The organism is Nocardia sp. CA-120079 (assembly GCF_050955745.1).
In the GTDB taxonomy this organism is placed as follows: domain Bacteria; phylum Actinomycetota; class Actinomycetes; order Mycobacteriales; family Mycobacteriaceae; genus Nocardia.
The window spans coordinates 4,899,215-4,924,187 of record NZ_CP192088.1 but is presented as its reverse complement, the minus strand read 5'-3'; the positions used below and the strand labels follow the sequence as shown (position 1 = coordinate 4,924,187).

Genomic DNA, 24,973 nt, shown 5'->3' with positions numbered 1-24,973 from the left:
CTATTGCCCCCCTTGCCCGTTACGAATCTCAGCGGCCCGCTCCGCTGCGCCGGTATTCCAGTGAACCCCGGGCACTGCGCCAGCGAGTGCGTCCGGGCCCACCGCCTGAATGACCTCGATGTTCGTGCTGATCTGGTTGAACGCGTTCTCGAACGACTCGGCACTGTAGTCACGGTTGCGGATCTGGTTGTACTGGTTATCGGCCAGAGTCTCTCCCCACGACCGTTTGTCGATCTCCTCATTCGACAGATGCGGGTTGCCGATCAGATGGGACGTGATCTCCTTGAACGTGTTCGAGAACTTCTCATCCATAGTGTGATAGCGGCCCGCCGCCAACCCCAACGTTTCCGCGATCGCGTTGCCCGCCTGCACCAACGCCCGCACACCCCACGACCACCGCTCGGTGAACGTCTCGAACGCATTCTGCACCGAGGACTTACCCGCCTGCATCGGCGACAACGTCAACAGCGAAAACCCTCGCCCCATCGCCCCCGTCTCGCCCACACCGAGATCGGACAGTGCACTGATAACGCCGGTGATCCCATCGGCTGCCTGTTGCAGCACCGCCGGATCGACATTTAGTTGCTCAGCCATCAGCGGTTCCCATCACCAGCGAGGGAGGTCTCGGAAACGTTCGGCGGGAACGCCATTGGGGCTGTGCCCGCCATATCGACAGCAACTCCGGTCGGCTCGGATCGGCTTGCCGCGTACTCGGCGAGGCGGCTGCCGAGCAGTGTGTGATAGCGGTACTGCTGGTCCGGTTCGACACCGCGGGCACTCATGTAGCGGGCGTAGGCCTCGACGCTGGTGAACGCACAAATCCAGTCGATACCACCAGCCCGGGACGTAAACACCCTGTCCTGATCGATCAACGGCACCACCAGTAGCGCCTGCTCAAACGCCGCGCATAGCACCTCGGGCTGCCCGAAACCCGCATAGAACGCCGCGATCTCCGACCGCAACGCGTGACTACCGTCGAGATCAGACATCGCTCGACAACCCCCGCTCGCGATCCATCGGCCACCCACCAGGTCAGTCCTCGCAGCATACCGACGACCACCGACCACAACGCCTCCAAACAGACGTTCTCAGTCATGTCGACTAGTGATAGACCGCTGCAGCGCTGGCTTCAGATGACGGCTGGCTATCACGCGAGCGCAGATAGTCGAGTTTCGGAGTTCCTGGCCCAAGGCCGACGTGCGCACCCAGGCGCTCGCCTCCGTCGCCCGACCTCGGTGCTCGCCGAAAATGAGTGGCGTCCCCGGTGGCGGGGCCCGACGATGGCGCGATGACCAGCCACCACTACCTGGGCGAACCACAAACACCCGAGGTTGGCTGGTCCGTTTCAGCTTCGTTTGACGTTGGCTTGTCGTACCCATGGTAGAAGATGGCCCTACCAATAACGATGGTGTAGCGCAGGGGGATGGTGAGGTGACAGACGACGTTGCTAGGTTCGCGGCCGAAGAGCGGGCGCGAGTGCTGATCGACAAGCAGTTGGTCGATTCCGGTTGGTCGGTCCAGGGCCGGAAGCAGATCAACTTGTTCTCCAGCCAGGGGGTTGTAGTTCGAGAAATGACCATGGCGAAGGGGCACGGTCGTGTCGACTATTTGGTCTATGTCGACCAGAAGGTCGTCGGGGTTATTGAGGCAAAACCTGTCGGCACCACGCTATCCGGCGTGGAATGGCAGTCCGCGATGTACGCCGAGGGCCTCCCGCCTGAGGTGCGGCTCAAAGCGTTGACTGTTGATGGCCGACTACCGTTCGTATTCGAGGCGAGCGGTACTGAGACTCACTTCACGAACGGCTATGATCCTCACCCTCGCGCCCGGCGGCTATTCAATTTCCCGAAGCCCGAGACGCTCGCGCGGATTGTGCGTGACGCAGACCGCGACCCGATCCGGCCAACATGGCGAGCAAAGGTTCAGGCGCTGCCATCGCTCGATGAACAGCCAATGCGCAAAGCGCAAGTTGCTGCAATCCAGGGAATCGAAAAATCGTTGGCAGAGCAGCGGTTCGATCGCTCGCTAGTCCAGATGGCCACCGGTGCAGGAAAAACTTATACAGCGGTCACCGAATCGTATCGACTGCTCAAACATGGTGGGTTCAATCGAGTGCTATTCCTGGTGGATCGCAACAACCTAGGTGATCAGACATTGGCGGAGTTCCGGAGTTACCGCGCACCAGACGACGGTCGACGGTTTACGGAAATCTACAACGTCGACAGACTCACCGGCGCGGGAATGCTGGAGTCGAGCCACGTCGTGGTTTCCACGATCCAGCGGGTATTCAAGGTGCTCAAGAACGAGGAACTGGTTGAGGGCGACGACCAGAGCCTGGATGGCTACCTTCCTGACGCGCCAGTCACAGTCGCATATAACTCGTCGATGCCTCCGGAAACCTTCGACCTGGTAATCGTGGACGAAGCGCACAGATCTATATATGGTGTGTGGCGCGGAGTGCTGGAGTATTTCGACGCCCACGTTGTAGGTTTGACAGCGACACCAGGAAGGCAAACCTTTGGGTTCTTCCGCGGGAATCTCGTTTCCGAATATACGTATGCTCAATCCGTGGCTGACCTCGTCAACGTCGACTTCAGCTTGTACCGGATTGTAACTCAAATCACCGCACACGGCTCCTCGATCGAAGCAGGCACCATCGTTCCTATCGTCGACCGGCGCACTCGCATTCAACGTCTTGAGGCGCTCGACGAAGACCTTATCTACTCCAACAGACAGCTGGACCGAGCAGTGACATCGACGAGTCAAATCAGGTTGGTTTTGGAAACTTTCCGCGACAAGCTTCCTGAAATATTTCCCGGCCGTTCGACCGTGCCCAAGACACTAATCTTTTGCAAGGACGACAATCACGCCGAGGAGGTCGTGACTACTGTGCGGGAGGTATTTGGCAAGGGAAATGACTTCGCCGCCAAGATCACCTATCAGGCGAAGAACCCTAAAGGCCAGCTCCAAGCATTCCGCACTTCGCCGTCCCTGCGGATTGCAGTCACTGTCGATATGATCGCCACCGGTACCGATGTCAAGCCGTTGGAGTGCATTTTCTTCATGCGCGATGTTCGGTCAGCGCAGTACTTCGAGCAGATGAAAGGCCGTGGCGCACGGACGATTTCGTCCACCGACTTTCAGGCCGTCACTCCCGACGCCACAGCGAAAACACGCTTCGTGATTGTCGATGCTGTGGGCGTTACCGAGCACGATTTCGTCGACCCACCCCTCAACCGGAAAAAGGGAATCAGTCTGAAGAAGCTGCTGGACAAAGCCGCTACGCTGACGCTGACCGAGGACGAGACCGCGACCTTAGCCTCACGCATGGCGGCGTTGGAACTGCAGCTGACGCCAGCCGAGAGGGCTGAACTGGATCAGGTCGCCGGGTCTTCCGTTCGGTCGATCATCCGCGATCTCGTGGACGCGGTAGACCCTGACAAGCAGGCCCAGCTCATCGAGGGTGTGGCCGAGACGGACGTCGCGGTACAGGAGCTGCTCGACCGCGCAGTGCGACCATTCGCGGCAAACCCCGAGTTGCGCAACAGAATCCTCGAATTGCGACGTGCCCACGACCACGTAATCGATGAGGTAAGTATCGATGTTCTCATCGACGCGCATGGTTTAGTCGACACCGACCGCGCTCGGACCCTGATTGGGTCCTGGGCGCAGTATCTCGCCGACCATCGGGATGAGATCGCAGCGATCCAGCTGATGACCGAGGCGCGCGAACGACGCATCGCGTTCGACGACATCAAGGAACTCGCTGACCGCATCAGCAGGCCGCCTTATAACTGGACTCCAGCTGTGATCTGGTCTGCCTACGAATCCATCGAATCCAGTCGTGTACGCCGCAGCGATCGACACACCCTTACCGACTTGGTCTCCTTGATGCGCTTCACCATTGGCGAAGATGATGAATTGGTCCCGTACGCTGATCGGGTCCGCGAGCGATACGCTGCGTGGCTTACCCAGCAAGAGCAAGCTGGCGTCATGTTCACCGAGACTGAGAGGTGGTGGCTAGACCGCATGGTCGAGGTAGTGGCATCGTCAGCAGGAATTACCCCCGATGACCTGGACCGTCCTCCTTTCACCGAGCGCGGGGGTACCGACGGGGCCCTTCGAGATCTCGGCTACAACGCCACCACTCTGATCAACACACTCAACAGGGAGCTTCCCGCGTGATCGAACTTCCTGAAGGCTGGCGTTGGGCGACGGTCGCTGACGTTGGTGCCGTCGATCTCGGCAGGCAACGGCACCCAGACTGGCATAACGGTCCAGAAATGCGGCCCTACCTACGCGTCGCGAATGTGTTCGAGGATCGAATCGACACGACCGACGTGAAGGAGATGGACTTCTCCGGCATATTCGACCGATTTAAACTGGAGCCAGGTGACCTTCTCCTCAATGAAGGGCAGACGCCTGAGCTACTGGGGCGACCCGCAATCTACCGCGGTAGTCCACCCGACGTCGCATTCACAAATAGCTTGATACGCTTTCGCGCGGGCCCGGAAATCCTGCCCGAGTGGGCGCTGATTGTCTTCCGCCATCATATGCACTCTGGCCGATATCGCCAAGAATCCCGGATTACTACAAATATCGCCCATCTGTCGGCACGGCGATTCAAGACGGTTGAGTTCCCAGTCCCGCCGTTGGATGTCCAGAAGGAAATAATTTCGTTGGTCGACGATCAACTTTTTAGGCTGGATGGAATCGCCCGCAACCTCGCTACAGTGTCTGCACGTACCAGGACAATGGTAATATCTTCCCTCCGGATGCACCTCGGCGAGTCCGAGAATGAGGTCGTTCTTCTCGATAAATTGCTTGCCACTCCTCTTGTCAATGGCCGCTCGGTTCCGACAAGAGAGGGAGGGTTCCCGGTGCTTCGCCTTACTTCAATTACCAGGGACGGCAAAGTAGATATAACTCAAGCGAAGCCTGGCGCATGGACGGCAAGCGAAGCGTCACCGTACAATGTTGCGGTTGGAGACTTCCTTGTTGTTAGAGGAAATGGCAGCCTTCGTCTTGTTGGCCGCGGCGGAATGGTTCATTCGCTTGACTCGCCTGTCGCTTTCCCTGACACGCTCGTACGTGTTCGCACCAGAAATGACCTCGTCCACCCGGAATATTTCGCATTGGTGTGGAATTCTGAAGTGGTACGGCGGCAGATAGAATCCATCGCCAGGACTACGGCTGGAATCTACAAGGTCAACCAGAAAGGGCTGGCCAGAATCGAGATTCCATTGCCGAGTTTGAGTAGGCAAGTGGAGATTTCAGATGCTATGGCAGATGTCTCAACGTCTGCAACTCGAGCATTCGAAGTGATCGAGAAATCTCAGTTGCGGATTCGCACACTCAAGAAACTCGTCCTACGCGCAGCATGTAATGGCATCCTGACCGAAAAAAGGATTAACATCGATATCGAGGAGGAGTTGACTAGTGTCGGACACACGTAGGCTCGTAGACAAGCTGTGGTCGTATTGCAACGTTCTGCGTGACGATGGTGTCGGCACGATTGAGTATACAGAGCAACTTACATATCTGCTGTTCCTCAAGATGGCGAACGAACGCGCTACCCGTAGCCTGAATCCGCAGCAAATTATTCCATCCAGGTACTCGTGGCAAACCCTACTGGACGCCAAGGGTGATGAGCTGGAGACACACTACCGGCATATCCTTGAAGAGCTCGGAAAGAGCCCGGGGGTGCTCGGTACAATCTTCCGAAAAGCGCAGAATCGGATCCAGGATCCCGCCAAGCTAAAACGGCTCATTGTCGACCTCATCGACAAAGAGAATTGGTCCGCCACCGGAACCGACATCAAAGGTGACGCCTACGAGGCTTTACTGTCCAAAGGCGCCGAAGACATAAAATCAGGTGCTGGGCAATACTTCACGCCACGCGCGGTAATCCAGGCGATAGTCGACTGCATTCAGCCGACGGTGAAAGACACCGTGGTCGATCCTGCAGCTGGCACGGCGGGATTCCTGCTCGCTGCACACGAGTATGCCTCCCGAGACTCCAAGTCCATGACTCGGACCGAAAAAGACCACCTACAACATGACCTTGTGTACGGATATGAGCTTGTTGACGGGACGGCCCGTCTGGCAGCAATGAATCTGCTCTTGCACGGCATCGGCAACCCGGCTGGCGATTCACTGATCGAGGTGCGTGACGCACTGATCGCTGATCCAGGCAGGCGTTGGTCAGTTGTACTGTCCAATCCTCCGTTTGGGCGAAAGTCCTCATTGACGATGGTCGGAGCTGACGGATCCGAGATCCGTGACGACCGCGAGATCGAGCGCCAAGACTTCGTCGTAACCACCGCGAACAAGCAGCTCAACTTCCTTCAGCACATTGCGACGATTCTGGACATAAACGGCCGAGCTGCGGTCGTGCTGCCAGATAACATTCTTTTTGAGAGCGGTGCAGGTGAGACCCTGCGGCGAAGGTTACTGCAGGACTTCGATTTACACACTATGCTGCGCTTGCCGACGGGGATCTTCTACGCCCAGGGAGTCAAGGCCAACGTGCTATTCTTCGACAAGAAGCCTGCCGCTGAGCATCCGTGGACATCTAAGCTGTGGGTCTACGATCTTCGGACGAACCAGCACTTCACGCTAAAGCAAAACCCGCTTCGCCGCAGCCATCTCAGCGAATTTGTGCAGTGCTTTGCGCCAGGGCAACCGATTTCTGAGCGGAAAGAGTCCCAACGGTTCAAATCCTTCACTTACGAAGAAATAATCAGTCGAGACCGAACGAACCTTGACATTACCTGGCTTCCTGACGAGTCGCTTGAGAACACTGACAATCTTCCACCTCCTCATCTCATTGCTCGCGAAATTATTGAAGATCTGACTGCCGTGTTGGTTGAACTCGAGCTAGTATCGGCAGCACTTGAGTCAGTGTCTCCGGAAATGCCGCTATGATGAATATCGCTGTCGCTGCCGCTTTGTATATCTCTAATTCGAAGGCGCTCGCACACTCGACCGCCTTAGCACGTCGTGAGGATTGGTATCCACCTGATGCCGGTGCTAATACGCCCTTATCGAGCATTAGAGTCAACTAAGTGCGCCGTGATGGAGATGCGATGTCGCCCCCGACCGCCTACCTACTGATCCTTAGTGAGCGAGAAGCTCTGGCGTGGGTGCTTCGTCATTCCCGGATGGCCTTCCCGATAACAAAGCGACCTGAGGTGGATCGGCTACAGGTCGGCGATCGGTTGTTCATCGTCACAACGCGCGGATGCTGGCACAACCCCAACCGCGACCGGACGCGAGTGATCGGTTCCGCTGTCGCGACGACGCCTGTCATGCCGTACGAGTCTCCGGTGTCGATCGCAGGACGCGACTTCACCCGAGGGTGCGACATGGAGATACATCAGCTAACGGCGTATCGCACCGGAGTGGAACTCGCAGAGCTCGTGCCACAGTTGCATGCATTCCCTGACAAGCGAGTAGGCGCCTGGTCCCTCCGCCTGCGTCGCCCGCTGCTGTTTGTCGACAGTCGCGATACAACGCTGATTGAAAGAGCGCTCGACCAGATGGCGAGTCGGCCGGAAGTGGTTATCCCGGAGTATCTTCTGAAGATCCGGCCGGTTGCATCAAACATCCGTCGAACTTGATGCTGCCCCACACACGCGGGGATGATCTGGCCGTTGCCAAGTATAGATTTGAGGCCGTATTAGCTCCTATCTGCACGCACCGTTGGCGCAACGCCTGGCGACAGCAAATACGCCGGAGCCCTAGACACACCCATCCATGCGGTGCTCAGGCGCGATGTCCACGTCCGATGGCAGGGATCGGTGGCATCACCACTGCGACCGCCGATCGGAAACGGTATGCCGAGACGTTCCGCGCCGCGAGATGCACAGCGTTCGATATCCGAGCTCGACGGGGAGTATTTCGATAGTGTCTTCGATCTTCTCCAGTTGGCGGGCGCCCGGCACCGCAGCAGCAATCGCCAGTTCGTTGTCGAAGGCCAAACATTCACCTTCAAGCAGGTCTGGGCATTGATCGAACTGGTCCGACACCCCGAACAGCCAACGGTGCAATCGTCGTGACAACCAGAACAACGGCCATGATGCGGACCGCGACCGACCAGCGCCCAGTCCTGCAGCCGACATCAGGCCGGTCCTCCGGCCGGCAGTCCGGACCGAGCCGTAGGCGGGCGACGGGGTGCCCGCTCACCCCAGGCTAGCATCGGCGTCCTTCTCGACGAGTACCGCAGGGCCCCACTACGCTTCGGGCCGTGAGCCATCGAAGTCGACTGTGCCACATCGTCATCGACGTAACCGACCTCGATCAAGCAGTCGCGTTCTGGGGACGCGCCCTCGACGCGACCGAGGAACCGATAAACCCCGCCAGCCGCGGGGTCTACCGGCGTCTACGTTTGCCCGATTCCGAGATTCGGATCTTGCTGCAAGCGACCCCCGACGACAAGGTGTCCAAGGAACGGGTACACATCGACATCGAAACCGACGATGTGGAGGCCGAGGTTCGTCGCCTCGAGGCGCTCGGCGCAGCCAGGTGGGACCACCAACAGGAGCGAGGCTACGACTTCTGGGTTCTGCGAGATCCCTGGGGCAACGAATTCTGTGTACTGCAAACCGAATTCCCTCACCTGCTGACACAGCGCCCGTCCTGGGACTGACACTTCGACCAGGTTCGGCCCGCGCCGAATGCAGCACCCGCAAATCCATGAGCGCCCGCATGCGCGTGCCGAGGCCGCCCTCCGGATCCGTCCCGGTTGCGCTTTCTCGCTATCGGGAACTACGGTTCGTTAGGTTTCAGGACTTGCGCTCGCCGGAGATATTCCGATCCAGGCGGGCGGGTCCTCCTCGCTGGCGCGCATTCCGCGCGGCATGCAGGACTGCAGTGGCGGCTCGCATCTGGCGGCCGACTCGGCTCAGTGGTCATATTGGGTTGGACGGCCCAGCTTGTGCTGCGGTTCAGTCTATTTCGGGCTCGTGGATCAGCCGCTCGTCGAATGCATCGTGCTGGCAGATAGGCCGCATGGGTCGGGTAAAGATCGTGTAGCCGCACTCGGCTGGCAGCAGGCCATATTCGAAACCTGCGCTATTCCTTCGTCGGGAAGATCCGTCATCCTGTAGCCGATTGCCGGGCGTTGGCGGCGATGGCCTTGGGGCTGGCCAAGTGTTGATCAAGCAGCCTTCGCTCGGCGACAAAGCTGGCGATGACCCGGCAGCCGGAACGAAACGCGAACTATTCTTTTGTTTTCGGATCTGCCGAAAGGCTTTTCTTCGATTTCCTGGTGCCGGCCTCGACCACGCCTCGTCCAAGGTGGGTCCAAGGGCTCTCCTTCCCTTCGAATCGCCGGGCCTTGCGTGTGGGCTTCCATCGGCCAGTCTCGGTGTCGAACACGACTACGACTACGCAGATACCGAACGCATACAGGCCGATTGTGGAGTTGAGCACTTCTCGAGCCTTTGCCGGGCGTAGGTTCCCACGTCCGTCGCGGCGCCACCAACGACCTGCGGCATCACGAAACGAGAGCTCTGGTAGGGGCTCACGCCCCCGAGAGTCCCTGGTAAGCACCAGGTCGACGGGGCCCACGCCCGCTTGGGCCATGACGGTGCGGGTGGGCTGGGGCTCAACTGCAGGCAAGATCTTCTTCGTCGCGCTCCCTGCTGGTACGTTCCCGATCTCCAGAGTTCCGGACTGAAACGGCTTTGCGGAAACCTCGTAAACCGCTGCATCGCCCAGGTTCTCGATAAATAGGACTCGCTCGGCGTTCTCTGGGCCGACCCATACACCCAGCTTGGTTGCATGTTCACGTTCTTTGTCGAGCACACTGCGCCGGTACGCCGTGGCTGCAACCAGCAACGATCCGCTCGTTAACAGGGAGCTGGTCCACGCGGGCACGGTTCCCCAATCGAGTCCCAGCCATCCAGTAGCCACGCCAGCCTCCATCTTCGAGAGCTGCCTGCTCTCCGACCAGTACCGCTGCGCGAAAGATACTACGTGTCAACGCTCTTGAGTGGACTCGTATCGCAGGCCCCCGCAGCCTGGTGGACTGCCACGCTCCACTGGTTCGGCAAGACCCCAGTCAATACGGCCCGCGTCGAAAGTGCGCGGCTGAGCGAGGGCTCGATCAACGAGATTGCGGCGATCCCGCAGCCCTTCGTTGCCTGTAATCGCTGGCGCAGCGCATCTGGTCACCAGAGCGTCGCTTCCATATCGGCGACATCGCATGGGCCTGGAACTCGCTCCCTGACACGACAGCGGAGTTTCCGCGTGTCGGTATGGGAGGAACGCGGCGTGGTGCTGGCATGGGCGTGGATGGAACTGCCTGGACAACTGGACTTGCTCATCGACCCAGCCGTGACCAGCCTGCTGCCGCTGGTGCTGGACTGGTTCGAGACAATCGCCCCGGGGCCGAGGGTTTCCTGCCTGGTGATGGAAGACGATAGCCATGAGGGCACGGCACTGACCGGACGTGGCTACACACCGCAGCAGGACGGACCGTTCTTCCGCCGCCACACCCACGACCTGACCGACCTGCCCACACCAGCCATGCCGAACGGGTTCTCCATAACCCATGTCACCCTCAGGGGATGCAGCGTGGTCGCCCTACGGCGTCTCGGATTCGCGCCGAGCGCACGCCACGTCGTTAAGCCAGACCGGCGGCCAGAAATCTAGCGTCTGTGTCTCTCGAACATCGTCCAAATCGGCGACCAGTCGACCACACAGGGCGTAGTTCTCGCCACGGACGAAAGCATGGGCACGCTCGACGGTGTCGTACGGCAGATTGCCGCCCATGGTGCGGGTGAGCTGCCCTTTTATCTTGAGCGCACTGTCGTAGTACGGCATCTGATCACCGTAGCTGCATGTCGGCTGGATCGGACGCAACGTCACCGGCAGAGCGGTTTCAGTCCTTCTTGGAAAGCACTCGTAGGCCGTGTAGCGCTTACGAGACCGGCCGCAGGTCATAGTCGTCCGCTGGCGAATAGCGCAGCCTTCGATTACATGCGCTCCACCAGTCAAACACGGCCTCAATGACCAATAGTCTTGTACGACAGCATATTTGAGCCCAGGAGCCGCTGAGGTTCTAATCGCTTCGCTCGACGCTGGTTGATAGGCAGACATCGGGTCGGCAGTCCGGTCGATTCCGCTCTAGCGTGGCCCATGCCCGGACGTGCCGGTGTACCGCACTGGGATGAAATTCGGTGGGGTGTCTCGGTTGTGCCGCGTACTGTCCGAGGGTGCGTTACAGTCACACGTCGCCTCCGGAGTTCCGCGCCCGGATGGCCGAACTCGCTCAGCTCCTGCGGAGTTGTCGCGAGGCTTTCCTGCGGATCTCTCGCGACCACCACTGGACGCCCGCCGAGGGTTCCGTCGCGGCTGCCGACATCGCCGTCTTCTCCGCGAATGCCAAGCTCCGAGACGAGCTCCTCGTCCTGGAAACGGTGTGCGCGTATCTCGAACTGGCAGTGCACAACTGCGCTGCCCTTGCTGCTGTCTGTGAAGCAGGTGAGGTTATCGCCGCGCCGCCGCAGCTGGCGCGGTCGGTGATCGAGAACTGTGCGCGTGCCTGCTGGTTAATCGACACCGGGCTGGTTTCCGATCCAGCGTTGAGTCGGTTGGCGCGCACCTACATCGACCACGACATGAGTGCTGTGGACCGCCAGCTGGCCGCCAAACGGATCGCGAGCGGAAAGTCGCTCGAGTACGAGGTCGCCAGACAGGCGTTCGAGGCGATACGCGCCGAAATCAAGGCAGTGTTTCCGAACACGGTCGGGCAGGATTTCAACGCGCCAAAGACCATCAACGGTCAGCGGAACCTCGGCCTGACGCAAACGGTGGTCTGGTTCTTCGATTTCCTGCGTCGGGCCGAGTCTGGAGTGATCGACGGCGAGGTCGCCGAGGGACTCCACGTCCATCTGTCGAATCAAACTCATCCGACGATCTCGACGGTTCGTGACCGCCGGCGTTTCCTCGCCCACGGTGACCATTTCGGCACGCAGAACGTGGTCACCTCGGCCGAACTGGAAAAGCTCGTCAGGCTCGCTGTTGGTTCGGTGCAGAGCGCGCTGGTGCTGGTCCATCGGTACTGCGGTTGGCCGTTCGATCCCGATGGTGAGTTCGAAAGCCTTATCGACAAGATCGCTCCGGGCCTGATCTCGCCGGATGGCACGCGGTCGGCGCCGTAGCCTTCCCGTGCAGGCGCCTGGTGTGCACCCTGCACGTCGGCATCACGACAACGACCTGTCGAGGAGTTGCGACTACCGGCTTGGCGCCGTCAGGCACCAACGCTGTCAGGAGGCGATGTATGACCGAGTGCTTCTACTGCGGAACCGACGCGAAACTCACTCGTGCCCATCTTTTCCATCAAAGGATTCGCGAAGCGCTCCCGAACGAATCGGTGGGGGTGACTCTCGGGTCGTCGAGTGTCAGGTCGGGAGGCGTGGAGAGAGACCTGCTTCTCCCCGGCGATGTTCGCGAGATGAACGTGAAGATCCTGTGCGTCCACTGCAACTCGCGCTGGATGGAGCCGATCGAGAAGGCGGCCGCGCCCATCCTGGAGTCGATCATGCGCGGTGAGGGGTTCCCACCGGCGCGAGACCTGTTCCGGCTGGCCCATTGGTCGACGGTCGTCGGAGCGCTCGCGACGCAGACGGGAACCCGGTTCGAAGTGCCCGTCGAGCACAGGCGCAAGATCAGATTTACCGCCACCGGTCAGCCTCAGGACTTCGGAACGCACTTCATTTGGACCTTGGACACCTACCCAGGTGCGCAATTCGACTTCATGCGTTTCGAGATCGGGCCAGATGCGGAGGAGCGCGAAGTGTCCTGGTACAGCGCGTTACACGCGGGGCCACTGGTGATGATCTCCGCCGAGTTCACGGTCAATACAATGATCGCCCGCGAACTGCATCACTCTGGGATCGAGAGCTACCTCGGCACAGTGCAGAGCAACCTGGTCTGCATTCCTGACGCAATCCGCAATGGCTGGCGACCATCCGCTGGCCTGGTGTCGCCCAGCCACCACGCCGTCCAAGAGACCTATCGAAAAGTGGCCGGACCCGACGTGGAGTATGTCGATACGCAGGGAGGCTCGTTGGTGTCCATCGACGAATGGAGATGGCGACACCTTGAGAAGTTCGACTACGGGGACACCCTTGTCGACATGCGATCCCAGGTCGATCTGAGCTACCTGGACGGTGTGTTCGAGTCGTAGCCCGCGGTGGTTCCCACACAGAACCGATTCGGTCCGTGTTTCGGTGCGCAACACCGGGTGCTGAACTCCCATTCGAACGAATACTCCAGCAGGGTCACCGGTCTGCGAGTCGCTGAGCGATCCACACCCGTATTCGGGTGCGGAACTCGGCGAGCTCGTGGTCGATAAGGTGGCGCCGCGCGACAGTGGCCGATACGTGGAGGTCGTAGACCTCGGTGTCGAAATCGCTCCACATATTGCCCAGCCACTTGTGCCAGCCGTAGCGGCGTAGACGCTCGAAGCGACGGCGGTATCGTTGCCGCTGATCTCGCGGAGCTGCTGCTCGACGAGTGTTCCACCGAAGCGGATCGGCTTGCGCGGCTGAGGAGCAGCGGCGTTTCGAGCAGGCCGAGGACTACTACCGCCAAGCGCTGCAGGGATTCCGGGAAGCCGACGACCTACGTGCTGTCTCCCACTCGGCGCCCTTGACCTGGCATCGCTGCAGCCCTGTGGCAACAACTCAACCGTATCCGCGAACCATAACCGAATCCGTTCATTGACACCGCAACTCGGACATGGCTACACATCCTGTAATCGGCTACTTACCGCGCGTTCAGCGTGGTCGCTCCATCGCTGGTGTAAACCTCATGACCAGCGAGATCCCGCCAGAATTTTGACGGTGAAGACACGTCTGGTCAAGTCGGCGCCTTCTTCCGGCGGGAGCTTAAACTCGACGCCGTTGGCCGCGGCTTCCAAGGGCATCCAGGATGCGTGAGAGAACCACCGCGCCCAGCTCGCCCGGCCGGTAACCGATTGCCTCGATATCGAGGATTCGCAGCACGGAATCGACCTCTTCCCGCGGCGGAGGTGGACTCATTCGAGTCGCGACAGCGCGGTAGATGTCGGTCTCGCCCGCATCAAGCGCGGTGATCACCTCGAGTAGCAGGGCACGCTGCTGCGGACTCATCAGTTCATCGTCGGGATACTCACGATACGCGGCCACGGCGCAGACGGTGCCAACCGGTCAGACGCCCGAGCTAGGCTGCGGCAAATGGAGATCAAGCTAGGCGACCTGGTCAAACTCGGCGAAAACGGTGTATCGCGGTTCCGGGTCATCGACGTGGCGGTTGACGGCGACCAGAGCCGCGTGCTCGTCAAACCGGTCGGCGACCACGGTTACGAGTTTCCCACCCGCACATCCGATCTCGTGGTTGTCGACGAATCCGAGGCGAGCGGGTAGTGGCGTATCACGCTGACATGTCAGCCCGCTAGCACGCCAGACCACTGGCCGCGCCCGACCGTCGGCCTGCTCAGTGCGCGCTCAATTCGGCGACCGCGTGCGTTCGGCTGACCCGTGTGCCCCGTCGGGGTGACCGAGCGGGCATGGAGGCACAAATGCTGGTGTCACATCGACTGTTTGACCGATAGAAACCGAGCATCGACCTTGATTCTGGCTAGACCAACCTTGGTCCGATCTACGAAGAAAGACACAATGGTCGACTGCCAGCCATCGGCGATGGCGGCCAGAGCCATTGTCCACGCGGCCAGTACTGTCGGCACGTGGGTCTCTGCGCTTGCGGTGTTGTGCACTGGCAGCGCGTATCCGCGCGAGAGCCCGTTGGAGAGAATTCCTGCGTCGGCTGACCTGGACGAGGTTGCTTACGGCGCGGCGTGCGTGGGCAGCTCCAACGAGGTGATGCCATCGGGTGAACTCGCGTAATTCGGCGCGGCACTGGGCAGGGCGTATTTGAACGGTGATGCCGATGGATCAACACTGTTGGAAGGGTGGCCGTTCAGGTTGCCACACCTGTTCGCCGCGGGTGTCGGTGGTGACGCGGCCGAGTTGGACGTCGGAGAAGTGCATCCCGAAGCCGAGGGTGTCGGGTGCGGTGAGTTCGTCGATCAGGCGGCGGCTGGTTGACTCTGATTCGGCGGGGTCGTCGTCGACGGCGGCGCTGAGTTCGGGGTGGGTGATCTGCAGTGGGGTTTGCATGGCGTCGCCGAAGACGATCAGCCGGTGGCCTGGTGAGGTGATGTCGTAGGCGAGGTGGCCGCGGCTGTGACCAGGGGTGGCCAGGGCGTGTACGCCGGGGAAGATCTCTTCGCCGTCAGCGATGGTGTTGACTTGGGCGGTGAATGTGTCGAGCATTTCTGGGCTGATCCCGCTGGTGAGGGTGAGATCGCGGTGGTCCCATTCGGTGTCTCCGACCAGGACCGGGGTATCGGCGAAGGGACTGGTGGTGGTTACCGGCGTGGTTTGCCAGAGCCAGCCGATGTGGTCCAGATGTAGGTGGGTGATGGCGATCAGTTCGATGTCGGCTGGGGCTTTGCCGGTGGCGGCGAGGCTGGTGAGTAGTTGCCCGCCACGCATGAGCCCGTAGGGCGTAGGCGCGGCCAGTGGTCCGAAGCCTGCGTCGATGAGCATGGTCCGGTTGGCGTACTCGATCAGCAGCGCGCCGATACTGGCGACCAGGTATCCGTCGGGGTTGATCAGATGGGCGTGCTCGGCCCAGATCCGGTCATCGGAGCCGGGCAGCCAGAGGCGGGGATCGAGCAGAGCGACCCCGTCGGGTAGGTAGGTGACGCGGTGATCACCCAGGCGGCGGCGGTGGGTTGTTGCGGGACGGGTGAAGTGGTCCAGGCTCACAGTCATGCCGGAGGCTCCTGTCGTGTGGGTGTGGGACGGATTCGGGAGGCGGTGTGCAACGCCGAGGTGAACGCGGCGAGTGTGGGTTCTCGGACGGCGCTGGTCACGACGGCCCGGCGGCCGTGTCATGGCCTGAAGAGGTAGGGTGTCGTGGTCGCCGTCTGCTCGGTTGAGACGCCGCCAGTGGTGGTGCCGACGTTCAGTGAATGCATGTCGCCTCGCTTGAAACTTGTTGGTGGACAACGACTACCGACCGCTACGGATCTGGTCCGGCGTCCGAATACACGTCGACGGCGGCGGAATCACCGCTGTCGAGTTCGGCGCAGGCGTCCCATCCGTAGGTGGTGCCTGGCATCGCGGCGGTGATCACTGACTCGATGTCGGTTCCGATATCGGAGTCGTTGGTGGTTGCGGTGTCGAGGCTGTGGCGAGCGCGGTCGATCAGCGCCTGTGGTGTCGGGGGTTGTTCTGCCTCGGCTGCCGGAGTGTCGGTGCCGCGATCTGTTCTGCGCAGGCTCTTGAGTGAGCGCCGTACTGTGGCGGCGATGGCGGAGGTGGTGTAGGTGCGCCAGGCAGCGTCGAGGTCGTCGACGCTGTAGTGCTGGTAGGCATGGACGCGCCGATCGAGGTGCCTGCTGGCGGCATCGAAGACGCGGGCGCGCTCTGTGCCGTCCATACCGAGCGAGGTGGCGGTGGCCGCGGCACGCGTCCACAGCGCCGCCATGTTGCGTCGAAGCTGTTCGGCGGCAGCGGGTTCCGGGTCAGTGGCGACTGCGTTGGTTGCGAGTCGCTGCTGGCGGGCGACCGTTATCGCAGCCATGTCGGCGAGCTGTCGGGTGTCCTGGACAACCCGTTGAAGGTTTCGGCGCCGTGCCGGCGATCGCGTTGGGGGCAGCACTAGTTCGTCGGTCCAGGCACGCCCGGATCGCCCAGTCGCACGTGCTTGGTCGACCCAGCCCGCGGGCATACCGTCTGCGCGGGCGCGGACCTCGGTCAGGTCCCGATCGCGATCGACTTCAGCGATATGGTCGAGCAACTGGCTGCCCTCCGCGGTGCGCGGCGTGGTCTCCGGTAGGGCTCGGCGCAGCCGCTCGCCGAGGGCGGCGAGGTGGTGGATCTGGCGTAGGAGTGCGGCCTGCTCGGTCGGGATATCGCGGATCCGCAGGGGTGAGGGCGGCCCGGTCACGGCGCGGCCTCCCGCCACATCGGTGTTGCCGCAGCTACGTCAATCTGTGCGGCGCTCCAGGGTTCGCTGCCCGCTGAGTCACTGAATATCGGTGTGTCCATGACTGTTTCGGCATCGGCGCTCCATGTGGGGTTCGCGGCGTCGACCGCGGCGTCGATGTCCGCGCCCGGTGTCGCTGCCGACAGGAACAGTGGTGTCGGGGGCGTGAGCGCGGCACCGATCGCGGAGTGGAGCGCTTCGTGGGAGGGCAGCGCCACGGCGGTGTCGATCGCGATCCCGGCCTCGGCCAGCGCACGGGCTTGTAGTGCGTCGCTACGGGTGTCGGTGCGTGCCACGTGATGCCAGCGCTGCGCAAGACCCTCAACCGAGACACCGTCGAGCATCGCCACCCCTGTGGCGACCCAGTCGGCTTCGGTGCCCCACAGCTCGTGGGCCTGCTGCGCATCGATGCCGAGCAGGTTCGCCACGCCCGCGGTCCTGGCCCGCAGTGCACGCAGGTTGTCATCGAATCGTGCGCTCGCCGCGTCCTCGGCTGGTGTTGCGATCGGGCTGTAGGCGGCGAGGGCGGTCCATTCGCGTAGGCGCTGCACGTGTGCGTCGAGTCCGCCGAGGATCTCGTCCCAGTTGAGCGGTTCGGGGGTGCGCAGGTAGAGGTCGGGGTTCCACCGCATTGCTCGGTTGCCGCGCTCGCGGACGTGATCGACCCACGCGCGCGGCACCCCACCAGCGACTGCGGCATCGGACAACGCTTCTCGCAGCGTCGCGCGGTTGTGGAAGACCTCGAACCAGGACGGCGGCGGACGTTGCCCGCTGTGTTGCTCGTACTGGGCCGCCTCGGCCAGCATCGTGGTGACGATCATCGACTGGGTCTGCAGGGATCGCAGCACCTGCACCTGTGAGCGCGTCGGCGTGATCACAACTGCGGCCCTTCCGCCGCACCATGTGCGAAGGCTCGGAAGTCGGGGCCGAATCCGAGGTGCTCGATCGCGGTTTTCGCGCCTGGCGCGCCGAACCATGCCGTGGGGATGGGTTCGGTGGGCAGTCCGGGGATGTCGAGGTGTTGGCCTGGGGTGCAGCGGTGCAGGGGGCCGTTGGCGGCGTCGAGGATGTAGCGCATGTGGGGGTCGATATGGCGCACGAACAGCCCGCTCATCGCGGACTTGTCCTCCGCCAGGCGGGCTGCCTCGAAGACCGCGTGCAGGCCGGCGAAGCGGACCGCGACCCCTTGGTGGCGCCACCACTGCCGACACCAGCTGTAGTGGCCTTCCCGGTTGGCACCCGCGATCCGAACCGCGGTGACCGGCAGCAACCAGTCCTGCACGAACTCGCTGTAATGGGCGAACCGCGGCGGCTTCGTCGGTTCCTGCTCCTCACCATCGGGCGTGGTATCGGATGGGCGGTTCGTGCGGGTGAACCACCCGGCCGGGACGGGGTCGAACGGCAGCGATGGGGTGGATAAGTGAGTGGTGCGGGTGCACCGGTGCAGCGGGCCGTTGGCGGCGTCAAGGATGACTCGGAAGTGGGCGTCGAGGTGTGCGAGCAGGAACGTGCTGAGGCTGTTGGCAGACTGGGCGCGCCGTTGTGCCTCGAATGCGCTGTGCAGATGCGCGAACCGCACGGCGACGCCGCGGTGGGCCCACCACTTGCTGCACCAGGTGTAGGTGTTCTCCCGGGACGCTTCGGCCAACCGGACGTTGATCGTGGGCAGCAGCCACTTTTCGGTGAATTCGGTGAAATGCCGGTATGCCGGTGGTATCGGCTTCTTCTTGCTCGCCGCGGCGGTCGGCGCGTTCATGGCCGCTCACCACCGTCTGCCGGATCGCCGTCGATGACTTCAGCTGCCCCGGTGATCGGGTGGGCGGCTTTCTCGAAGCGTTCCAGCGATTTTCGGATCAGGGGTGCGTATTCGGTGTCGGACCACCAGATCTTGTGTACGACTACCGGTCCGTGGTTCGGGAGTCGAACCAGGGCACGGTCTTTGGGTAGTGCGGCTAGCAGGGCGACGTCGAGGATGGGTTCGGGGCGCCAGGTCAGGGTGCGGTTGACTCCTCCGGCGCCGTGGCTGCGGGAGCGGTCGGCCACATCGTGGGGGCCCGTCATCGCCGACCAGTGTTCGAGGTAGTCGACCGCGGCGATCCCGCCGCCGTAGACCTCGATGGATTGGGCGCGCATCGTTTTGAGACCGTTTGCGCCCCAGAGGTCTTCGCCTTGTTCGAGGACTTGCAGGATGGTGATGAGGATGATCCCGCTGCCACCGGCGTAGGTGTAATAGGACGGCAGTTCCGAGATGCGGGCGCAGTTGGCGGCCTCGTCGAGAACCCCGAGCAGCGGCACCGCTAGGCGCCCATCCGGGCGAGCCCGCGCCTCCTCGAGCCCAGCCTCGAGGATTTGGCCGACCAATGCCGCGGTCAACGGTGTGGCTCCGTCAGGACCGGCCATCGACAGCGCATACAGGGTGTCGGTGGAGGTGACGAATTCCGCGGGTTTGAATTCCGGCAGGCTGTGGGTCGGGTCCTGTTCGGTCTTGTCGATGACGATGCGGGTTTTGCGGGTCTTCTTGTCGGTTTCCTCCCGCACCGCTAGCAGCTTGCGCCGGGGTGGGGTGACCAGCCGCGCGTAGCCCTCGTCGGAGAGCACGTTGAGATACCGGCGTGCCATGTCGTACAGGCCGTCGCGTTGGCGGGCGTAGAGCGCTTGGGATTCAAGGATGCGTTCGGCGGGCCGATGACGGCCGTAGTGACGCAGGACCAACGCCGGGGTCTGATCCTGGTCTCTGCCCAGCCATTCGGCCACGTGCAGCAAATCCCCGCCCGCGCACGCCGCCGCATACATATACAGGCTGAGTAACTCTTGAGCGCCACCGTCGAAATAGGAATCCACTCGGGCGTTGGCAGCCTGCGACACCGACCCGGAGGCCGCGGAGACGAAGAACCCGGCCAGCTTCCGGGCCGCCGGCAAGCTCGTGACCTGGGTGAGCAGGTTGACCCAGAACCCGCACTCGATCGTGCCCGTGACCGCTTGCAGATCACACAGCCAGATCCGGCCGCGCTGTTCGCGCCCGTAGACGGTGTGCCGGTACAGGTCCGGTCGGATCGAGGTGGCCAGGCACGGTCCCCAGGCAGCCAGAACCGCAGGCACCGCCCAGACCATCGTCTTGCCGGTGCGGGCGCCGGCGGCGAGGGTCACGCACATTTCGGCTGGTACGAATAGCTCGACGCCGCCGATCACTGTCTTCCCTAATGGTGGGCCCTTGAGGGCTTGAATCGCTGGGTCGGCGTCACGCAGGAGTCGTTGGTTGGCGACGGCGTTATCGCTCGCGCGGGCCAACCGAATCGCCGCGGGTCGTTGCATCGTGCGCGCTGCCGCGTCGATCTCACTACGGGCACTCAGCGCCCGCCAGCCCGCAATCACCAACGCGGCCCCCGCAGCGGTGAAAACGACAGCCAGCACACTAGCCTGCCACGGCCACCGATGCTGTCCAGCAACGACTTCCAGCAGCGCGGTCACCGGATGACCGGTGACCGGCAGCCCAGCCCACCAGCTGCCCAAACTCAACGCCGCCCACAACACCAGCGCGAAAGCCACAAACACCAGGAACACCACCAGCAGCGTGGTTTCCTCACCCAGACCGCGTTTGGTGCGGCGACGGGTCTCTCGTGTCGAGATCATGATCAACGTCCTCCAAGCGTGTAAATGATGGGGGTGAAACGGTTTTCACGGCACCACGTCCGCATCCACGCTGTGGGTGCGGTGGGTGGTCGCAAGGTCTTCCTCGACGCCGTCGGCGGTGCCCCATTCGGCGAACTCCGCGCAGGGCAGAGCGGCGGTGGTGGCGTCGTCGATGGCCGCGCCGCCGCCTCGATCGGTGTTAGCGAGCCCGTGATAGGTGTTGTCGAACCCGTCGGCCACGGCTTCGGAGACAGCTGGGTCACGTTCCGGCTGGGGGTTGGACTCCAGCTGCGGGTCGCCGGTTTGTTCGTGCTGGTAGGTGCCGTCGCGTCCTGCCCGGAGGGCGGCCTCGATATCGGCCGGAGTTGCACCCGCGTCTGCGGCGTCGACGCGGGCGGTGCGGGCCGCCGCGAGCAGCGATTCCAGGCGTGCGATGTGGGCTTGGTCCTGTTCGGGTGATCCATCCCAATGTTCGGACTGCCAGGTGTGTTCGGCGGTGAGATCCTGGAGTCGGCGTAATGCGGCGCGCTGGCGTGCGGCGCGTTCGTCGGCGCCGGTGTCGAGGTCGCCGAGTTCTTCCTCGGCCGCGAGCAGCTCATCGGTTTCGGCGATGATCGCGTCGACCTCGGCCAAGGTGCGCAGTTCCGGGCCGCGGCCGCCGAGGGCTCGGTCGAGCAGGCTGGCGCGCTCGGCGTCGCGTTCGGCGGAGTGCTCGGGGGGCTGCCAGCGCACGCGGTCTTGATCGGAGCCGGTGATGGTGGTTTCGATGTGGCCGGTGACTTCGGCGGCTTGGCGTAGGTTGCGCCACACCAGCGGGTCGACACCGAGTTCGCCGGCGGCTTTGGCTTGGTCGATGCGGGTGTAGGCGGCGCGGGTGGCTTCGGGTCGAAGCTCCCACCCTGAGACCGCGGCTTGTAGTTGTTCCCATTGTCTGCGGTGCTCGATGGATTCGTGGCGGCCCCATTGGGCGGCCAGCTCATCGGCCTGGGTGGTGAATTCTTGCTTCTGTTCGGGTGTTTCGGCGAAGGGCGCGAACAGCCGTAGTTGGTAGTAGCGGGTGAAATCGGCCCGGATCTGGGCTTCGGTCCAGTCGGCTGCGTCGTGGTAGTAGGCCGGATCGGTGGCTGCGTGGCGTGGTTCTGGCCAGCTCATCGCGCAGCCCATTCAGTGGTGGTGGACATCGTCGACCTCCGGTGAGGAAGGGCGTGTGCCGCGAACCGGTTATCGGCGGTGCGGCGGTGTTCGGATGTCCCCTGGCAGTGCGGTTTCGGCGCTTACGGTCAGTACCCGTGACCGGTGCGTCGACGAAAAACGATTGCTGCGAATACCTCTGGTGGATCAGTGATCGGCGCAGGGTTGGATGGGTGGAGTTCGGCTAGTAAGGTTCGGTGCCCAGGTCGATCTGGTGGTGCGGGTTGGTGGTCTGGTCGCCGTGGTCGGGTTCGCTGTCCCAGCTGTGGGCGCCTTCGGGGAGGGCGGCGTCGATGGCGTCGGTGATGGCGGTGGGCTCGGCGTTGTGATCGGATTCGCTGGCGGCGCTGTTGATGGCCGCGTCGACGAATTCCGCGCGCAGCGACGCGGTAGCGGCGTCGATCATGTGTTGCGGTGTCGGTGGGATAACCTGCGCGCCAGCGATGGGGATGCCGGTATCGGGGTCGGTAGGAACATAGGGCGGAATCGCTAGGTCGGTGCGCACAGTTGCGTAGGAGTTCCATTCGTTGACCAGCGTCAATTCGTCATAGGTTGCGAGATTGACCGCGAGCTGTCGCCGGACGCCTTCGGCAACCGGACCCCACAGTTCGCCCGCCTCGGTGGCGGTGATCTGCGCGGCGTGCGCCAGAGCGGTCACTCGTTCGTGGTAGAGCTGCATGTTCTGTGCGAACTGCGCTCCGGCGATGGGATTGGTGGCGAAGCTCCACCGTCCGGTCGCGATGCGGTCCGCGCGGGCCGCGGACAGCCCGGCCATCCGTTCCAGATGCCACAGATCTAAGGACAGCATGTCGACGTAGAAGTCCTGAGCGGCGTTGTCGCGTAACGGGTTTTGTCGCACCCCGGCATCCACGCGCGGGCGAGTGCTCTGGATGCCGAGTTCGCGCGCGTCCTCGATCCAGGCCGATTCGATCCCGGCGGTTAGCGCGGTCTGTTCGGCCTGCTCGCGCTGGGCTTCCAACCCATCCAGATGCGTTTGCCACGCCGTGCGTGGATCGTCGTCGACGGTGAGGGCTTCGAAGTTCTCCCACCCGCCGTCCAGGATGCGGGTGTGTTCAGCGGCGAGTAGCCGGATCCGCAGCAACAGTTGCGCCTGCCATTCGACCACCGACTGCGGCGAGGAGGATTCGGGTTCGGGAGTCGTCATCGTCATCGCGCCTCACCGCTCGAAACCGACCGACGCCCCGGGTTCGGGAGGACGAATATCGGGTTCCGACGCTGGTTCGCTATCCCAATCCGCTGCTACATCGAGCGGCAACGCGGCGTCGACGGCAGCGCCGATACTCGGGTCGGCACTCGCCTCACTCGGTATTCCGGTGAGGGCTTGGGTGGCTCGTTCGATGAGCTCGGGCGGCGTCGGGGGCGGCACCACATTGGGGTCCTCTATCCGGTCGGCGGCGAGGTTGTCGACGCTGCGCCAGGCTTCATGTTCTATCCCACGCCAGGCATAGGCACGCCATCGTTCGTGCAGAGCGGCGTCACCATAGCGGTGCACAGTCGCTGCCACCAACTGCGTCCAGCCCGCCTGGTCGCGGCCCCACAACTCGGCACCCTCCTCGCTGGTCAAACCGATGACATGGCCGGTGTCGTACGCGCGGGACCACAGGGCGACCATGTTCCGGTCAAACTGTTCGTATGCCTGCGGGTCAGGCGGGAACCGTCCGTCCGCACCGCGGAGTCGGTGCGCGATATTGATCGCGGCCATGTGCTCGAGCTGCCACACGTCGCCTGCAATCCCTTCGACCATATGGGCGCGTACGGGGTCCTCGCCGTGGCGCATGGTGGGTGGGGAATGCACGCTGTCGCCCCATCGCAGTCCCCGCTCTCCCATCTCCCGTGCCTCAGCGATCGCCGCGGGCGGAACACCAACGGCGCTGGCGTGGACCTCGATCTCGTGACGATCGGCGGCCAGCGCCCGCAGGTGAGTGCGCCAGGTCTGCAGCGGGATTTCGCCACCGCCGTAGTGGGGTTCGTAGGTCGGGTGCCCCCGTAACAGGAGCTGCATGTGGTCGGCGGAGGTGTTCTGGATGCGTTCGAGCAGTCGCAGCTTCCAGCTGGGCAGCCCCTCCATCCCGGGTATCGGTTCACTCATGCTTGTCCCTTTCCTGAAAGAGATTGGTATTCGGTCGTTTCCGGCTTCCAGAGGCTGCCGAGATCGACGGTCATGGGTCGTGTCCGTGGTCGACCTCGGCCACCGCCGACGCGGGCGTCGGGTCGGTCGTGGTGTCGGCGGCTTCGAGTGCTGCGGGCGGGTCGCCGGTCAATCCGGCGGCCTCGATCGCGGCGTTGATTCCCGCGGCGTTGGGCTCTCGGTCGGGGTCGGTGATCGTCGGCTGCGCTGAACGCCGGTCGAGCGTGGTGAGGGCGTCGGCGGCGAGTGAGACCATGCGGTCCGGGGAAATCGGCATCTGGGCGGTGATGTCGTCGTGGGTGATTCCGGCGGTTTGCAGCACGATCACCGGCATCGTGATGGCGGTGAAGTCGGTGCCTGCCACCTGGTTCCACCGCGCCGCCAACTGCCGGTCACTGTGTGCGGCGAACTTTGCCGCGACCGCGGTCGACCAATGCTGGGCGCCGCGCCGCCATATCTGGTGGCGTTCTTCTTCGCTCAAGGTCAAGGCATGCGAGACCGCGCCCAGGCGCTGCCAGGTCATCCCCATCACCCGTCGAAACCGCGCCACCGCATCGATATTCAGCTCGCCACGGCGGGTATAGATGGCGGCCACACCCGCCATATCCTGCAAACCCCGCACCTCGACGCCCAACGCCTCGGTCAGTACGGCCCGATCGACCTGTCCCGACCCGAGCAGTACTTGCCCCGGCTGCCACTGCCCGCCACGCTCACCCGCGGCGCGAACATAGTCGATCCATGGCTTCGGCACACCGACCGCCAACGCCACATCCTCGAGCTGTTCGCGCGACCGCTCGCCGATATGCAACTGCTGTAACACTTCTGGCGGAACACTCACGTGTCCGGCGTGACGGGTTCGCTCGAGGCGCTGCTGGTTGTCGTAGGCCAGGTTCTGCACCGCTTTGAGCAGATGCGCCTGCAGCGGAGTCGGTGTATCCATCTCACCGACCCCCA

General features: G+C 62.7%; 23 protein-coding genes. 9 read left to right on the top strand and 14 right to left on the bottom strand.

What is annotated here, in order from left to right:
- On the bottom strand, window positions 1-594 hold the full coding sequence (locus ACQPYR_RS22605) for a type VII secretion target (protein WP_433620943.1): 594 nt from the start codon (window positions 592-594) through the stop codon (window positions 1-3).
- A complete protein-coding gene (locus ACQPYR_RS22600; protein ID WP_433620942.1) occupies window positions 594-989 on the bottom strand; it encodes an SseB family protein in 396 nt (131 codons plus the stop codon). Before ACQPYR_RS22600 ends, ACQPYR_RS22605 begins: the two co-directional genes overlap by 1 nt.
- A 442-nt stretch (window positions 990-1,431) precedes the next feature.
- On the opposite strand from ACQPYR_RS22600, the gene ACQPYR_RS22595 reads away from it, so the two are divergent.
- The 4 genes from ACQPYR_RS22595 to ACQPYR_RS22580 all read left to right on the top strand — a co-directional run bounded on the left by ACQPYR_RS22595 (window position 1,432) and on the right by ACQPYR_RS22580 (window position 7,622).
- Window positions 1,432-4,185, top strand: coding sequence for a DEAD/DEAH box helicase family protein (locus tag ACQPYR_RS22595; protein WP_433620941.1), 2,754 nt, complete (start codon window positions 1,432-1,434; stop codon window positions 4,183-4,185).
- Window positions 4,182-5,456 carry a hypothetical protein gene (locus tag ACQPYR_RS22590; RefSeq protein WP_433620940.1) on the top strand — a complete coding sequence of 425 codons (1,275 nt, stop codon included), beginning with the start codon at window positions 4,182-4,184 and terminating at the stop codon, window positions 5,454-5,456. The genes ACQPYR_RS22595 and ACQPYR_RS22590 overlap by 4 nt, the downstream gene beginning before the upstream one ends.
- A complete protein-coding gene (locus ACQPYR_RS22585) occupies window positions 5,440-6,927 on the top strand; it encodes an N-6 DNA methylase (RefSeq protein ID WP_433620939.1) in 1,488 nt (495 codons plus the stop codon). Before ACQPYR_RS22590 ends, ACQPYR_RS22585 begins: the two co-directional genes overlap by 17 nt.
- 161 nt (window positions 6,928-7,088) lie before the next feature.
- Window positions 7,089-7,622: a hypothetical protein gene (locus ACQPYR_RS22580; RefSeq protein WP_433620938.1), complete on the top strand. Its 534-nt coding sequence runs from the start codon at window positions 7,089-7,091 to the stop codon at window positions 7,620-7,622.
- A gap of 186 nt (window positions 7,623-7,808) precedes the next feature.
- On the opposite strand, the gene ACQPYR_RS22575 is transcribed toward ACQPYR_RS22580, so the two are convergent.
- On the bottom strand, window positions 7,809-8,030 hold the full coding sequence (locus ACQPYR_RS22575; RefSeq protein ID WP_433620937.1) for a hypothetical protein: 222 nt from the start codon (window positions 8,028-8,030) through the stop codon (window positions 7,809-7,811).
- Between the two features lie 218 nt (window positions 8,031-8,248).
- On the opposite strand from ACQPYR_RS22575, the gene ACQPYR_RS22570 reads away from it, so the two are divergent.
- Window positions 8,249-8,650 carry a VOC family protein gene (locus tag ACQPYR_RS22570; RefSeq protein ID WP_433620936.1) on the top strand — a complete coding sequence of 134 codons (402 nt, stop codon included), beginning with the start codon at window positions 8,249-8,251 and terminating at the stop codon, window positions 8,648-8,650.
- Window positions 8,651-9,222: 572 nt separating this feature from the next.
- On the opposite strand, the gene ACQPYR_RS22565 is transcribed toward ACQPYR_RS22570, so the two are convergent.
- Window positions 9,223-9,918 (bottom strand): hypothetical protein, encoded by a 696-nt coding sequence (locus tag ACQPYR_RS22565; protein ID WP_433620935.1) that lies wholly within the window; start codon window positions 9,916-9,918, stop codon window positions 9,223-9,225.
- Window positions 9,919-10,254: 336 nt separating this feature from the next.
- Here ACQPYR_RS22565 and ACQPYR_RS22560 point away from each other — a divergent pair, with 336 nt between their 5' ends.
- The 3 genes from ACQPYR_RS22560 to ACQPYR_RS22550 all read left to right on the top strand — a co-directional run bounded on the left by ACQPYR_RS22560 (window position 10,255) and on the right by ACQPYR_RS22550 (window position 13,198).
- Window positions 10,255-10,659 carry a hypothetical protein gene (locus ACQPYR_RS22560; RefSeq protein WP_433620934.1) on the top strand — a complete coding sequence of 135 codons (405 nt, stop codon included), beginning with the start codon at window positions 10,255-10,257 and terminating at the stop codon, window positions 10,657-10,659.
- A 767-nt stretch (window positions 10,660-11,426) separates the two neighbouring features.
- Window positions 11,427-12,170 (top strand): hypothetical protein, encoded by a 744-nt coding sequence (locus ACQPYR_RS22555; protein WP_433620933.1) that lies wholly within the window; start codon window positions 11,427-11,429, stop codon window positions 12,168-12,170.
- 119 nt (window positions 12,171-12,289) lie between these two features.
- The gene (locus ACQPYR_RS22550) at window positions 12,290-13,198 is read left to right on the top strand and encodes a hypothetical protein (RefSeq protein WP_433620932.1); all 909 of its coding nucleotides are present in this window, start codon (window positions 12,290-12,292) and stop codon (window positions 13,196-13,198) included.
- A 703-nt stretch (window positions 13,199-13,901) separates the two neighbouring features.
- Here the strand turns inward: ACQPYR_RS22550 and ACQPYR_RS22545 are convergent.
- Window positions 13,902-14,180, bottom strand: coding sequence for a hypothetical protein (locus ACQPYR_RS22545; protein ID WP_433620931.1), 279 nt, complete (start codon window positions 14,178-14,180; stop codon window positions 13,902-13,904).
- A 48-nt stretch (window positions 14,181-14,228) separates the two neighbouring features.
- Here ACQPYR_RS22545 and ACQPYR_RS22540 point away from each other — a divergent pair, with 48 nt between their 5' ends.
- Window positions 14,229-14,417, top strand: a complete 189-nt coding sequence (locus ACQPYR_RS22540; protein ID WP_433620930.1) for a hypothetical protein — start codon at window positions 14,229-14,231, stop codon at window positions 14,415-14,417.
- A gap of 528 nt (window positions 14,418-14,945) precedes the next feature.
- Here the strand turns inward: ACQPYR_RS22540 and ACQPYR_RS22535 are convergent.
- The 9 genes from ACQPYR_RS22535 to ACQPYR_RS22495 form a co-directional block, all read right to left on the bottom strand.
- On the bottom strand, window positions 14,946-15,830 hold the full coding sequence (locus ACQPYR_RS22535; RefSeq protein WP_433620929.1) for an MBL fold metallo-hydrolase: 885 nt from the start codon (window positions 15,828-15,830) through the stop codon (window positions 14,946-14,948).
- Between the two features lie 250 nt (window positions 15,831-16,080).
- The gene (locus ACQPYR_RS22530; protein WP_433620928.1) at window positions 16,081-17,010 is read right to left on the bottom strand and encodes a hypothetical protein; all 930 of its coding nucleotides are present in this window, start codon (window positions 17,008-17,010) and stop codon (window positions 16,081-16,083) included.
- Complete coding sequence (locus tag ACQPYR_RS22525) at window positions 17,007-17,927, bottom strand: hypothetical protein (protein ID WP_433620927.1); 921 nt, start codon at window positions 17,925-17,927, stop codon at window positions 17,007-17,009. The genes ACQPYR_RS22530 and ACQPYR_RS22525 overlap by 4 nt, the downstream gene beginning before the upstream one ends.
- On the bottom strand, window positions 17,924-18,805 hold the full coding sequence (locus tag ACQPYR_RS22520) for a DUF4913 domain-containing protein (RefSeq protein WP_433620926.1): 882 nt from the start codon (window positions 18,803-18,805) through the stop codon (window positions 17,924-17,926). The genes ACQPYR_RS22525 and ACQPYR_RS22520 overlap by 4 nt, the downstream gene beginning before the upstream one ends.
- Window positions 18,802-20,679 (bottom strand): type IV secretory system conjugative DNA transfer family protein, encoded by a 1,878-nt coding sequence (locus ACQPYR_RS22515; protein WP_433620925.1) that lies wholly within the window; start codon window positions 20,677-20,679, stop codon window positions 18,802-18,804. Before ACQPYR_RS22515 ends, ACQPYR_RS22520 begins: the two co-directional genes overlap by 4 nt.
- A 45-nt stretch (window positions 20,680-20,724) precedes the next feature.
- Window positions 20,725-21,831, bottom strand: a complete 1,107-nt coding sequence (locus ACQPYR_RS22510) for a hypothetical protein (protein ID WP_433620924.1) — start codon at window positions 21,829-21,831, stop codon at window positions 20,725-20,727.
- Window positions 21,832-22,054: 223 nt separating this feature from the next.
- Window positions 22,055-23,035 carry a hypothetical protein gene (locus tag ACQPYR_RS22505; protein WP_433620923.1) on the bottom strand — a complete coding sequence of 327 codons (981 nt, stop codon included), beginning with the start codon at window positions 23,033-23,035 and terminating at the stop codon, window positions 22,055-22,057.
- Window positions 23,036-23,047: 12 nt separating this feature from the next.
- A complete protein-coding gene (locus ACQPYR_RS22500) occupies window positions 23,048-23,980 on the bottom strand; it encodes a hypothetical protein (RefSeq protein ID WP_433620921.1) in 933 nt (310 codons plus the stop codon).
- A 70-nt stretch (window positions 23,981-24,050) separates the two neighbouring features.
- Window positions 24,051-24,959: a hypothetical protein gene (locus ACQPYR_RS22495; protein WP_433620919.1), complete on the bottom strand. Its 909-nt coding sequence runs from the start codon at window positions 24,957-24,959 to the stop codon at window positions 24,051-24,053.
- Window positions 24,960-24,973: the final 14 nt, after the last annotated feature.